Annotated in this window: 12 protein-coding genes, 1 pseudogene and 1 riboswitch; of the genes and pseudogenes, 8 read left to right on the forward strand and 5 right to left on the reverse strand. The window is 33.4% G+C overall.

The features are described 5' to 3' along the window. Positions 1–320 precede the first annotated feature (320 nt). Together MKY02_RS00645 and MKY02_RS00650 are read right to left on the reverse strand one after the other, a co-directional pair. Positions 321–1,208, reverse strand: coding sequence for a DUF3298 and DUF4163 domain-containing protein (locus MKY02_RS00645; RefSeq protein ID WP_340710458.1), 888 nt, complete (start codon positions 1,206–1,208; stop codon positions 321–323). Continuing rightward, positions 1,201–1,719 carry a sigma-70 family RNA polymerase sigma factor gene (locus tag MKY02_RS00650; RefSeq protein ID WP_038186561.1) on the reverse strand — a complete coding sequence of 173 codons (519 nt, stop codon included), beginning with the start codon at positions 1,717–1,719 and terminating at the stop codon, positions 1,201–1,203. The genes MKY02_RS00645 and MKY02_RS00650 overlap by 8 nt, the downstream gene beginning before the upstream one ends. A gap of 455 nt (positions 1,720–2,174) precedes the next feature. Here MKY02_RS00650 and MKY02_RS21980 point away from each other — a divergent pair, with 455 nt between their 5' ends. The 8 genes and pseudogenes from MKY02_RS21980 (at position 2,175) to MKY02_RS00685 (ending at position 10,251) form a co-directional block, all read left to right on the forward strand. Continuing rightward, positions 2,175–2,306 (forward strand): DUF3953 domain-containing protein, encoded by a 132-nt coding sequence (locus MKY02_RS21980; protein ID WP_081730110.1) that lies wholly within the window; start codon positions 2,175–2,177, stop codon positions 2,304–2,306. Between the two features lie 121 nt (positions 2,307–2,427). After that, positions 2,428–2,670, forward strand: a pseudogene (locus tag MKY02_RS00655) (class I SAM-dependent methyltransferase); the annotation flags it as partial. 172 nt (positions 2,671–2,842) lie between these two features. Next, positions 2,843–3,688 (forward strand): DUF2785 domain-containing protein, encoded by an 846-nt coding sequence (locus tag MKY02_RS00660; protein ID WP_038186555.1) that lies wholly within the window; start codon positions 2,843–2,845, stop codon positions 3,686–3,688. Positions 3,689–4,705: 1,017 nt separating this feature from the next. Continuing rightward, positions 4,706–5,545, forward strand: coding sequence for a YitT family protein (locus MKY02_RS00665; protein ID WP_038186554.1), 840 nt, complete (start codon positions 4,706–4,708; stop codon positions 5,543–5,545). A gap of 540 nt (positions 5,546–6,085) precedes the next feature. After that, a complete protein-coding gene (locus MKY02_RS00670; RefSeq protein WP_051448750.1) occupies positions 6,086–6,310 on the forward strand; it encodes a DUF3923 family protein in 225 nt (74 codons plus the stop codon). 685 nt (positions 6,311–6,995) lie between these two features. Then, entirely contained in the window at positions 6,996–8,114 is a 1,119-nt protein-coding gene (locus MKY02_RS00675) for an ABC transporter (protein ID WP_340710461.1), read from the forward strand. An 11-nt stretch (positions 8,115–8,125) separates the two neighbouring features. Further along, positions 8,126–9,319 (forward strand): ABC transporter permease subunit, encoded by a 1,194-nt coding sequence (locus tag MKY02_RS00680; RefSeq protein ID WP_038186551.1) that lies wholly within the window; start codon positions 8,126–8,128, stop codon positions 9,317–9,319. Positions 9,320–9,342: 23 nt separating this feature from the next. Next, positions 9,343–10,251, forward strand: a complete 909-nt coding sequence (locus MKY02_RS00685) for an ATP-binding cassette domain-containing protein (RefSeq protein ID WP_038186549.1) — start codon at positions 9,343–9,345, stop codon at positions 10,249–10,251. A gap of 212 nt (positions 10,252–10,463) precedes the next feature. Here the strand turns inward: MKY02_RS00685 and MKY02_RS00690 are convergent, their stop codons facing one another. From MKY02_RS00690 to MKY02_RS00700, 3 genes are all read right to left on the reverse strand, one after another. Next, positions 10,464–11,630: an MFS transporter gene (locus tag MKY02_RS00690; protein ID WP_038186547.1), complete on the reverse strand. Its 1,167-nt coding sequence runs from the start codon at positions 11,628–11,630 to the stop codon at positions 10,464–10,466. A gap of 186 nt (positions 11,631–11,816) precedes the next feature. Beyond that, positions 11,817–11,916, reverse strand: a riboswitch (purine riboswitch). A 219-nt stretch (positions 11,917–12,135) separates the two neighbouring features. After that, positions 12,136–13,311, reverse strand: coding sequence for an MFS transporter (locus MKY02_RS00695; RefSeq protein WP_340710462.1), 1,176 nt, complete (start codon positions 13,309–13,311; stop codon positions 12,136–12,138). 77 nt (positions 13,312–13,388) lie between these two features. Further along, positions 13,389–13,700, reverse strand: coding sequence for an ArsR/SmtB family transcription factor (locus MKY02_RS00700; RefSeq protein ID WP_038186545.1), 312 nt, complete (start codon positions 13,698–13,700; stop codon positions 13,389–13,391). Positions 13,701–13,887 lie beyond the last annotated feature (187 nt).

Raw genomic sequence — 13,887 nt, forward strand, 5'->3', positions numbered from 1 at the left:
GTTATTATAAGGATGAATTGTTGCTTTATAAAAAAGTTTGATTATTTGTAATAAAGTTTGATTAAAATCATCTCACCTCTTTAGATTTTTGGAGGAGAGATGATTTTTTTGTTGGATATTTATGTTAATATCACTATAAAGATTGTGAAGAAATGTACTTAAACTAACGGGGCAGTTTAGTTGAAGAAGGAGATTTAAAATAATCATACTCTTCTTAAAAGAAGAACCAAAGAAGTATTTCATACATAAAAAAGCGAGGTATTTGACAATTTAATCGTCAAATACCTCGTATTTTGGAACAATACTTTTTAGCAAAATGATTAATGAATATATTTAGAACTTACAAGATCATTTTTTAGGACATCGGTTGGGATTTCGAATTCTACTATACCCATATAGCCTTGTGCTACTTCGTATTTATCGAAGGAAATAACAAGTTTACCTTTATCTGAAATATAGAATTGTTGATTAGCTTTAATAGTTGTAAATTCATCTATAACTTCTTCATCAGGGTGACCTCCTCCTTTTACCCAGTACGTTTTATCTGGGTCGGATGCAGCTTGTTCACGCATTTGTTCAATAATGTTTTCACTGATCGTTTTAATATAACTATCGTCTTTAAATAGCATCGGTAGTGTAATTAAAATTTCATTTTGTTTATCAATTGTATCGTAGTGCATAGTTGTAGAAGATGATCCAACTGTATTGGCGGTATAACGGCCAATTGATAAGATTTGGTCAGTAACTGTTTTGATTTCATAACCACTATCAATCCCTGCATGACCGCCTCCAATTTCCTTTACATAATCAACCTCAGAAATAAAGTCATCATAAAGAGCCTTACCTTCTGAACGGTATTTTTCATTTAAAGTATTGGCAAGATCTTTATTTTCTAAGTTTTCAATAGAAGGTACTTTAATGTCAGCGTCATATGTGTCTTCTTTAACTTCATATTCAGTCCATGTTAAAACTTTTACGATGCTGCCAACAACAGGAATTTCTGAAAGTGTTTGTGCCATTGCAGGACTGACATTTAAACTAGCTGTAAAAAGCATTGCTGCCGCTGCAGATCCAAGTAACCATAGTGGTGCTCGGTTTTTTCTCTTCTTTTTGCCTTGCTCTAGTGCGTTTTCAACCACAAAATCAAGCTCTTTTGGAATGGGTACCTCATTATATTGCTTTTCTATTTCTTCTAATTTTTCATCCATGTGTTGTTTCTCCCTTCACATCTTGCAATTGAATTTTTAAGAGTTTTAACGCTTTATAAAGGCGAGTTTTGGCTGTACTCAACTTAATGTTTAGGATATTGGCTACATCAGCGAGCTTTAAATCTTCAAAATAGTGTAAAATGACTACTTCACGATACATTTGAGGTAACTCGTCTAACGCATGCTCTAAATCAACGTCTTCGTAGACATCCTCTTGTGCAGGTGTTAAATATTGCAATGTATCATCGTCTGTCACATGTAAGCGTTTATGCTTACGTAAAAAATCAATGGAAGTACGTACGACGATTTTATAAAACCAGCTTTTCATATACTCGACATTTTCTAGTCGATCGAGAGAAAGCATTGCTTTTTGAATACTGTCTTGTACAACATCAAGTGCGTCCTGTTCATTTTTCGTATAGTTATAAGCGAGCAAATAAAAACGTTCTTTCTGTTCACGAATAAACTGGACAAATTTCTCTTCATGTTGAAATGCATTTCTTGTTTTCATGTCCAAAGAAGCTCCTTTTTAACATTTTCAAATTGTATACAACTACTAGACGTGTGAAATGAAGAAAAAGTTGATAGCAATAAAAAACTTACCCCAATATGAGATAAGTTTTATCATTCCAAAGTAGTTACATACCAAAACAAAATAAGCCCGTATTCAAACAACGTTTATAAACAATAAGACCCCTTGGTACGTTGAACGTATCAATTAAAGGAGCTAATATGATGGTACTAATAATTTCAAAATGTATGGCTCTTTTTTCTTTATTGAACTAACGGGGCAGTTTAGTGGAAGAAAGAATTTGATTTTCATAACCAAAAATTAGAGTATAAACTCAAAGTCTTTAGTAATAAGGCTATAACCTGCTAATGCAAAAGCAATAACCAATGAGATAATTCTTAATATTTTAATATTCCTTCTCCCTCCATTTAAATCACATCATTGTGAAGCCATATATGCTGTTGTTCTTAAGTGTGTCTTCTTTGGTTACGGGGTTTTTGGAACTAAAAGCAAAACGGAAAACAAGTGCAATAATTTCTATCATTGCTGCAGCATTTGGATTTTTTGTCGCCATTTATACTTTTTAAGCTAATGGGTGCTTTACTTCAAGAAGGAGTGAAGCCTTTTTCTTATTGAACTAACGGGGCAGGATAGTTTAAGAAGGTGTTTCTTCATTCAATAAAGAATTTGATGTAAGGGGTGAAAACATTGAGTAGAATTGAATTTATTCGAAATGAAGAGAAGAAATATCACGATTATTGTTATGATAAATATAAATTATTTGAAGAAGGTTCTTGGTTACACAAACCTGTAAAAACGGTAACCGATTTATTACATTTATTTGATGGTAAAGAGAACGTAAAAGTCCTAGATTTAGGTTGTGGGGTCGGTAGAAATAGTATTCCGAAAGCTGAAGTAATCAAGAGTAAAAACGGTAAAGTTGTTTGTGTTTATCGGAAATAATTCTTATTGATGACTTAAAGTAGAGTCAAAGGTTATTTACAGCTCATGAATCGGGAGTAAAAATAAGATTGCAAAAAATTTTTAAAAATAACAACGTAGGTTTAAGAGTATTTGAAAAAACAATCGACCGAATAGATCGAATGATGAGAGGGATGGGAAAATGAGCGATACAAGGACCAAATTGATGCTGGATTTGCAAAGAATTGAGAAGGATGAGTATCAGTTACGCGAAGGTGAGCAGCATCAAGATTTCTTACCTTTGTTACTTCAATATATTGGCGATCCTCAGCCAGAATTACGGGATAACCTGATTTATCCGATGTTTTATATGTGGATTAAGGAAGAGAATAGGTTCAGTGGAGAGGAGCTGCGTAGTCTCTTAACTGTTCTGACTGGTGAAAACCATTTGTTCTATAATATTGGCAGCGAGGATGATCAGTCAGTTTTTACAAGGACGTTCTCTGCCTTGCCTATCGCTTTGATTGTGCAACGCCACAGACAGAATCCGTTTTTCAATCTAGCCGAAATTGAGCAATTAATGCATGCAATGCTACGTTATTATAAAGAGGAGAAGGATCTACGGGGTTACCTTTCAGTAGGAGGCTGGGCTCACAGCGCGTCTCACGGTGCGGATGTTTTTGTCGAGCTGGTGCAGTGCGAGGAGAGCAGCGTCACACTGCTGCGTGAGGTTCTTGTCGCTATTTCTGGCATGCTTCATAATGGTAGACACATTTTTAGCGATGAGGATGATGAGCGGTTGGTCAACATCGTGGATACGATGATTGACAAAGAGTTAGTTCCACATCAAGAAATCGCTGATTGGATTAACGGCTTAGCGCAATGCTGCAATTTGCCGAGAAGTCGCAGTCAGGTGATTGCTCGCGTGAACAGCAAGAATTTTTTACGCAGTCTCTATTTCAGAAGGGGACAAGATAGCCGAGGGAATGAGCTTAATACTGTCATGCTTGGTACTGAGGCAAAATTGAACAGGTTTTCTATCAGTTAAAGGATTAGAGTAGCGGTCCCAAAAGCCATGGGAGATATCATAGAAATAATCAAACTTTTTTATAAAAGAATGATTCAATAAAATATATTAAGAGCGTGTTTTGATTAATCTTTTTTAAAAAACATGCTCTTTCTTTTTGCTTGTTTATCAAGGCTATTAGTATTAATTTGATTAATCTTTATTATAAATATACATTTATATCAATCTTACGATTTGACCTCGTTCTTTTTCCTGTCTTTTTTTCTGGCTCTTTTATCACTCGCCCGGCTTCTCTCTCCATTTTTCCTTATTTCACTTCCTAACTTTACTCTTGGATACAATCATTTTGTTCTGGATATAAAAGTGTATGAAAACCGGTAGGGGAGTAGGCTGAAAGCGATTAAAATTTTCATAATTGGGCATACTATATTAAAAACGGAGCTATAGTCGATGGGATATAAAGTGAAAATGACATCAGAAGAGTCGAAAAAAATTATGCAAGGTTGCAAGATCAAGGGGGAAAATACGAATTACCAGGGAATAAAAAAATCAAAAGCTATAAAAAAATAACGAATTAAATGGGGAAATAATCATTGGCGTTTTATATGTATTTAGAATGCTTGTCTAAAAAAGTGGGATTCCTACTAAGAGAAAAAATTTCTTTGAATTATAAAGCCGATTTATATGTAATGAGGGGCTAACTCGTATGCTGGTTGGGGTACTACTTGGAAGAAAACATTTATAAGTTGGGCGAGGGAAGTTATTGAACCTTACATAGTTGCTGGCAATACCGCTTCCGATACAAAGAAGCACAACGAAACATTAATAAGTTGTTTTGTAGGCATCATGACTTCAGTAATGGAGGTGCTGAATTGCATATAAAAGATACTCCGTCTTCTATTGTGTAGATTTATAATAAAGTTTGATTAAAATCCTGTATTAAAATAAATAAAAGACTACTGTTCGATTTAAATGATCCACGATATAATGGTGAGAGTTTGTTCTTAGTAAATATTTCTATAAGCAGTGAGGTAGTATATGAAAAAAAGAACCACAGACATTATTTTTATCATTATTGGTGCGTTTATTTTTGCGTTAGGTGTTAATTTATTTGTTATTCCGAACGAGCTTGGTGAAGGAGGAGTAACTGGTATCACGATTATTACCTATTATTTATTTGAGTGGTCACCAGGTTTAGTCAACTTAATTCTGAATGCATTTTTGTTAATAGTCGGTTATAAATTTTTGAATAAAATAACAACGATTTATACGATTATTGCTGTAGTTTCGAACTCGCTTTTTCTTCATCTGACAGAAAGCTGGGATATTGCTTCTAATGAATTGATGGTAAATGCCATTTTTGGAGGAATATTTGTAGGGTGCGGGATTGGCCTAATCATTCGGGTTGGGGGAACAACAGCAGGTACTACAATCTTAGCAAGGATAACACAAAAGTATTTAGGATGGAGCATCAGCTATGGTCTATTGTTTTTTGATTTAATAGTTGCTTTTTCATCTTATTTTATCATTGGTGCGGAAAAGCTGATGTTGACAATTATTATGCTATATGTAGGCACGAAAGTAATGGAATTTGTAATCGAAGGCTTGAATCCGAAGAAGGCCATTACGATTATTTCTGATAAACCGAATGACATTGCCAAACAGGTGACTACATTAATGGACAGAGGGGTAACCGTATACTCAGGTCATGGTTATTACACAAAAACCCCTAAGGAAATTCTTTATATTGTTATTAGTAAGCAAGAAGTTATAAAGTTGAAACGGATTGTTCAATCTACTGATCCGAGTGCTTTCATCGCTATACACGATGTTCGTGATGTGTTCGGAGAAGGATTTATTGATATTTCTAAAGCTTAGTAAGAGGTTGTTTTAAAAGGGGTATAATTTGTAGAGTTGGTATTAGATAGATACAAAGTTTGATCAATCTTTATAATTAGCTTATACAAATAATTGCTCAAATAAAAAAGGCTCAAGAACTTTGATACGTTCTTGAGCTTTTTGGCATTTCCTAAAAGATCATTATGTAAGCATATTTTCTTGGTGTCATGAAATCAAATGGGGAGACTCAATTATTTCTATTACAGCATAACCCACCACTTCTTCTTCTATTTTGCTACTAAGATTTCACTATTAGCCCCTTCTAATAATTCGTAAAAATAACTTTGTGGAATAACTTGATCTACTGCTTGAAAATAGGTGGTAACGCTTTGGAATGTTCATCCTGTCATTCTTTAACAATGATATTAACAGCATTGAAATCTTTTATATCAGCATTAACAACTCTTATATCCATTGAGTTTTTTTATTTAACAAAAATAATTTATCCATATTAACGCAAAATTTTTTTGTTATAATATACAATATGATGTTTTTTTAGTAAATAAAGGGAGTGTTAATATGATGAAATTGTGGTGGATAACTAGTCTATTTTGGTTAGTGTTATTTGCTGCTACAGCAATATTTATTGGGGTTAGAAAAGTAGATGGTTCTGGCGTAGAACAAACACCGGAATTAAGAATAGTAGCATTAATTGTATTGGGAGTTGTTTTCGTTTTTATTTTATTATTTCAATTACTTCTTCTATACTTTGCCCGAAAAAACAAAAAAATATCTACCCAATAATAAAAAAGCACCCAAATTCACCTAAAGCTACAGAACTTAAAACTCTTAAATAAAGTTGCAATGTTTTTGCCTTAGATTATTTTTCTAAGGTTTTTTTATTTAACTAAACCAGATAATAGCTTATGGATAAATATACTTAAACAAACGGTGCAGGTTAGTTCCATAAGGAATGCGTAAGTTTGTATTAGAAACACAAGGGGATATAGAAATGATGAAAAAAGTAAACACAATGCTTAAAAAACAGTTATTTAAAATTCTTAATTTCAAAAATTTAGGAGGAATTTAGCGAAAAGAATAGAATAGAATAGACACAGCAAAGAATAGCGGAGTTTAGAAAATCTTTTCAACTTCACCGTCCTAAATGCGCCTAGAGGATGGGTGTTTAGTTCTAATAATATATTTGAGTGGTTTTAAAAATTGGTGATGCTATCGAATATTCAAAATAATAATCATTACATACCGATAATACTGCGTGGTTAATTCTCAACTTACCATGTCTAGTCCACACACAGTAAAAACTGTTGGTATATTTCATATCTACAGTTTTGGTATGTTGATTGACTTTTGAAAATATAATATTTCGATACTACTAAATATAAAAATTTTAGTACTAATTATTATGTTCGTATTTAATACAGAGATTAAAATAAATTGTTTTTTACAATAATTTATTTGGGGGATGCTTATGTGGAAGATGTTAAGGACTTTTTTAATCCTAGAGAAATCAAATAAAAAAAATATTTTTGCTTGTATTATCGTTGCATTATTTGTTTTTGGCTTAGTTTTATTTGTGAAAACTGAGGATTTAGGAAACTCAGTCATAGAAAAATCGGGTGAATATCAATCGCTTTCTTCAGCTTTGAATAGATTTCAAAATGTAGATGCTACTGATAGTGGGAATGGTAGTGACTTGTATAAGAACTTAGTACTTCAGCAACAATTTGTAGCTAAGCAACGTATGGCACTAACAATGAATCTACCAGAATTGTTTTTGGATACAGCAATAGACCTTGCAAATTTAAGAGCTCAGTCATTTGATATGGAGGGGTTTGATGATGTCGCGATTTATCTACCTTCGAAAGTAGAAAATCAATTGGATAGTGTATTTTATCAATATATGAAGGAAACAGGGATTTTACTAACTATTGATTCATTATCTTTCTTTCAATTTCTCGCTTACCTATTTGGTGTGTTAGGTTCGGTTTGGTTTATTTTCATGTGTATTTATTCATGTGGAATCATGATAGAAGAATTCCAACATACATCTCTGATTAAGGGTTATCCTATAGCTTTTGATAAATACGTTGTAGCTAAATGTACTTCATCGATGCTCATAGTAGGTGTATTTCTTCTAGAGTTATTTGTTTGTAGCCTGCCATTGGTTTATTTTAAGGGATTAGGAAATCCTTCTTATCCTATTGCCATCTTTAATGGTATTTTTGAAGCTTATCCAATATACAAATACATAGGTTTATCTATACTTTATATGATTAGCATTGCCATTTTTGCAATTCTATTATCAGTAATTTTAAATGTTTTATTGAAGAATATGTATTTGACGCTATTTTTAGAATTGTTATTGTTTATTTTCCCTATGTTATTTCCAAACATGATGAATCTTGTTCCATATAATCCATTTAACTATTTGAACTTTCCTAATATATTGAATGGGCAGACGCTCGATCTTGAAAACCCAGTTATCTTAAATAGCACATATGGACTTCTTTATATCTGGATGAGTATTGCCATAATGGTAATTTCTGTAAAGCTATTCTTGACTACTGGAAAACTAAAAAGGGTATAGGGGATGAGATCATGTGGGCGTATTTTAAGTTTGAATTTTTACAATTTATTAGCAATAGAAAAAATATTGCAATTTATGTCATTTTACTTTTCTTCTCGTGTGATTTTGCACTAAAAATAGCTCCAACATATAACCCAATTGAAAGAGTAGATGTAAGTGAAATTGAGGCACGGTATCTAACGAGGGAAGCATTTCTAAATAATGTTGTGATTGATGAAGGGACGCACTATTTATCGAGTTTTGCGGTTTCAATATTTCAAGAATGGAATGAATATGAAGGAGAAAGATTAGAAGCTATCAAACAGCACAACCTGAAAGAGTATGCTGAGGCTACATCTAAGTGGTATACGTACGCTGATAAGTTGACTTTTCCCAATGCAATGGGTGTCCTATACTACAATCCGGGTTACTATACGTTTGGAAATATTTATGCAACGATGGACGGACACTATGCGTATTTATATTCTGCAAGTCGTTACAAAGCATATACAGAAGGGAAATCTAATTTATCTGTAAATGTTTTCGAAGAAAGGACAGCGTTACAAACATTGCAACGCCTGCTAAACTCTTATCTGCCGCTAATTCTTATTGTTAGCTGTATACTCCTCACTGTGGATATCGTGTTGAAGGATCGACGGAATCCTACATTGTTACAAGGTTTGCCACTTTCAGATTGGAGAAAGTTAATTGTTAAAGGATTAGTTTCCTTATTAGGAAGTCTCATATCGATTATCCCACTTTCTGTAGGTCTATTGATAATTGGTGGTCGAAATGGGTTTGGTGATTTTGATTTACCTGTTCCAATTTATTCTTCTGGTAAGGATGCATTTTCAAATATATTGATGGGGGAATATCTAGTTCAAAACATGCTATTCATTGTTTTTTGGTTTTTGTTCATCATTTCATTGTTACTATTTGTAAGTGTGTTGTTGAAAAACGAGTTTGCAAATTTAGTGGTAGGTTTCATGTTTGTTATAGCTGAATTTATTTACTTTGAAAGAGGGCTTGGTGCTGTTTGGAATGTTCAATGGTATCCAACGAGCTATGTTCAAGTAGGACAAATAATTTCAGGGTATCGGAACTTTCTCTATGGCTCTGAAACACTCACTTTTGGAAGTGGAATCTTGGTAATGGGATTGTGTACGTTTATTTTTCTGGTCTTCACTTTCTTGATAAGTAATCAAAGAAAATTTAAGCTACTTTAGTTTAACAGAGATGGAGGAAAGTTATGATTGAATTAAAAAATATTGCTGTTCAGTTTTCGGGGAGAGACATTTTAAAAGACATCTCTGTAATGTTCAATTCAGGCGAAATTATTGGTTTGGTAGCTCCCAATGGAACGGGGAAGTCAACGCTTATGAATGTCATCATGAATTACATCAATCCAAATACTGGAAAAGTCATTTTAAATGATGAGTTAGAATATACAAATAAAAAGAATGAAGTGAAAATGCATCAATTAGTATCCATGATGCCTGATCAAAGTGACTTATATAATCAGATTTCTGGAAAAGAGCATCTAAAAATTTATTCCTCAATGTGGAATAGTAATCCAAAATTGATCGACAATACGATACAAGAACTAGGAATGGCATCATATATACATAAGAGTACAGGGACGTATTCTTTGGGAATGCGCCAAAGGCTTTGTTTTGCGATGCAAATTGTATCAGATACCCAAGTCATGTTAATGGACGAAGTGATGAATGGGTTGGATCCTACTCATGTTGAGCTTATTTCGCAAATACTAGTTAAAAAGAAGTCCGAAGGGAAAACGATTATTGTAGCTTCCCATTTATTAGAGAATTTAGAGAAATATGCGGATCGTATTTTCTTTATAAAAAATGGAGAGTTAATACTTGTTAATAGCATATCTCCAGGGTTTGAAGAAAGAGAAATCACAATAGTTCGAATATCAGAAATGACCGATAAGTTAAAAGAAGAGATTTCAAAAGAGTTTCCAGAAACAAAAGTGCAATCATTGTCAAACGGCACTACATTACTAGATGTCCGCGGATATGATTCAGGTGAATTAGGAAATATTTTAGCATTTCTTAAAGAGAATCAAATAACAGAGTTTAGTTTTGGGAAAGTAACATTAAATGATTTGTATTCAATGTTTTATCAAGAAGAATGAGGTTAGATGAAATTTAGACGTTTATAAATAGTTTAACCATTTTACTCCTTTGGATAGAAATATCTAAGGGAGTATTTTTATATTTAATAAAAAAAGAACATCTGTATTTAAAAGTGAATGAAGAAAAGAACGGTTCTCTAAAAAGGTTGCTGACGAGTGTTTGTGCTCATCGACAACCTTCTTTTAATGTTTGATTATATATTTTCTTTTATTCACTTAGCTTCATTCACTGTTAAAGCAGGTCTCGTAAGTGAAAATATTGCACATAGTAAAGCTATAATAACAATTGCTCCTCCAACGGGTGCTGTACTTGTGACGGTACCTGTTTGTTCCAGTACAATACCTCCGATTGCAGATCCTAAAGAAATCCCTATTTGCAAGGCAGAATTGTTAAAGCTTTGCTGTATATCAGAAGTATTAGGATCCGTTTGAATAAGATAATTTTGTTGAGGTGGAGCAAGACTCCAACTTAGTGCGCCCCATATCATCATGACCACTAGGAATAGGAAAAGCGAAATAGTCGAGTAAGGGAGCAAAAATAATACTAAGGCGAAGGAGCCAATAACCAGTAAAATACTTTTAGGTGCCCCTAGCCAATCTCCAAGTGCTCCCCCAAATGCCCCGCCAAATACTGCTGAAATACCAAACAGTAAATAACATATGCTGATCCAATATTGGTTAAGATTTAAAGTGGATTCTAAGAAAGGAGTGAAATAAGCATAAATTGTGTAATGCCCTGCTAAAGTAAACATTGTTGCAAGATGTGCACTAGCAATTTTAAAACTTCCAAGTGCCTTTAGTTGTACAGATAGCGGCTTAACATCTCCTTCTGTAGGTATCGGTTCTAAAAATGTGTGAATGAGAATCATAGATCCGATTGATAAGAAACCAATCCCAAGAAATATTACTCGCCATCCAAAAGCATTGCTAATCAAAATACCAAGAGGTACTCCTAAAACAAGTGAAGAACTAATCCCCATATAAATAACGCCTATAGCTTTAGATCTATGAGCAGGCGAAACAATTTTTGCTGTAATAGTTAGCGATAGTACAATAATTAGTGCAGTACTCATTGCAGTTATAACCCTTGAAACCATTATTAAAGAAAAGTTAGGACTAAAATATGTCATCAAATTCCCAATGAAAAATATAAATAGTGCAATAAGATACAAACGTTTCCTTTCAATTCTTGCGGTTAGTGTAAGAAGTATAGGCCCAGAAATAGCGAATACAAGTGCAAATACGCTAATAAGCTGTCCTGCGGTACCAAGAGTCACATTTAAATCATCAGCGATAATTGGTAATATTCCACCTACAATTAATTCAACGAGTCCTACTGCGACAGTAGAAGCTGCGAGTATAAAAACTTTAAAATTCATTATAAAATTCTCCTTTTCCTACTAAATTGATAAAATAGAATACTTAGCTATTGACGGTAAAAGTAAATGAATTACTTTCCAACTTTACTCATCAATGATAAATTGTCATTATATTCATCTACGAATTACTCTTCACAAATTGGTCATCACCTAATATTGGAAAACAAAAAAACTCCTGACTACAAAAAATGAAAAGACATTTTCTGTAATCAGGAGTTTACGGTTCCTGGTAGAGACCCTCAAGCCGTATTATTGAGGTTATACATATAATTTCAATTAATTTCTAAGAAAATTTATCTGTTTTTCAGATTATCACACCATTCGTTATTACTCAAGCATAAATTTCACATCATTCGACACGAGTATTGATAATAACATTAGAAAATTGCGCTAAATAAGGATGTTTCCATTCCAAATCTGACAAGTATGTTACGAGCTTTCTGTTCATTAAGAATAAAATATGCTTTTGCTGAGCACCTTTATTGAACTAACGATTCCTGTTAGTTTAACGAATGTTTACTTCCGATGTATTCAGTTTGTAAATTTGTATTTTTACCATGATTAGTATGAAAGCAAGTAGTGAAAATGCAATACCAACCCAGATTAAATTATGTATTCCAAAGTGAGAGATAAACCAACCACTGATAGTAGTTCCAATGGCAATACCAAGATTGGAAAATGAGACAAACAAGCTATTTCCGAATTCCGGAGCTTCTCTTGCCTCTGTCGTTAACCATGCTTGACTGACAATAAGCCCCCCAGAATGCACAGCCCCCCAAATGAATACGATCACAACCATTGGAATGGAATAAGAACCGAGATAATAAGTAAATAAGTATATTACTACAAATAGTAGAGGGAACATGATAACGGTCTTTGTAATACTTTTGTGTAAAAAACCTCCAAATAAAAAATTCCCGAAAATCATAATTGTACCAAAGGCCATCAGCATGATGCTAATCCATGACCCGTTCATATGAGTCACTTGGCTTAGATATTCAGCAAAATAGCTGTACACAGAAAACATAGCTGCAAAGATAAAAATAACTGTTACGATATTTAGCCACAATTGGGGCTTGCGTAATATCCCAAGCTGTTTACCATAAGACAATTTGTCCTTAACAGGCATGGAGGGAAGCCAAGATAGTATTCCTATGAAAGCAATTATACTAACAACGGCTCCAAATAGAAAACCCGCTTCTAGTGAAATCTTTTCTGCGAGATAAGAAGTCAAAGGAACACCAAATGCAAATCCGACCGTTATTCCAGAGAAAACTTTTGTAACTGCTTTGCTACTTTTTTCCGGAGAGACAAGTTTAGCTGCTGTCACGAGGGCAACTGAAAAAAATACAGGGTGAAAAATAGCAGGGATAATGCGGAAAACTAACATCACATCGAACATAGTTGTGTAGGCATAAACAATATTTGAAATTGCAAAAATAAAAACGGAAGTTAATAGAATGACTTTACGGTTAATACCAGAAGCAAGTAATGTCAGGAATGGACCTGAAATGGCAACGACTAAAGAAAATATACTTACAAGCAATCCGGCTTGTGAAGTCGAGATATTAAATTTTTCAGTAATCTGTGGAAGTACACCTATAATACCCATTTCTGTGGTAATAATGCCGAATACGCCTAAAGCTAGAATAATGATAAGCAACGGGTTAATTTTTTTCATTTTAAATGTAATCCTCCATTCGTATATACATATCTGTATTTATAGATATGTTAAAGTAAAAAAAGACCCCCTTCCTTTTATAGTTTCTTTTTGATGTACTCGGAAAATTCTTGTATAGTTTTTTCGTTCCGACGATAGTACGTCCACTTTCCAATTCGCTCAGATTCCAACAAGCCAGCTTTTTGCATAGTCAATAAATAACTGGAAATAACAGATTGTGCAAGTCCTGCTTTAGCTTGAATATCTCCTACGCATACACCAATTTGGAAATTGAGGTTTTGTTCTAAATAAGGTTTTTCATCAAAGAATTCCTCTGGACTTTTTAACCACAACATAATTTGACTACGAGTTTCATTAGATAAAGCTTTATAAATCAATAAAGGTTCCATGTATTTCATTATATCTATTTTTATAGATTTGTAAATGTAAAAAAGAAATTGGGAAAGAAGTAGTAAATCGAATAAGACCTCATTATATGTGCGTGAAAACTTGGAATCATATTGACGTATTCTATGAAGCAATAGAACAGCATGAATTTTTTAAAAAATGTAGTGATAGGAATTCGATAAAAAAACG

The sequence above is a fragment of the Viridibacillus sp. FSL R5-0888 genome (assembly GCF_038009105.1).
In the GTDB taxonomy this organism is placed as follows: domain Bacteria; phylum Bacillota; class Bacilli; order Bacillales_A; family Planococcaceae; genus Viridibacillus; species Viridibacillus arenosi.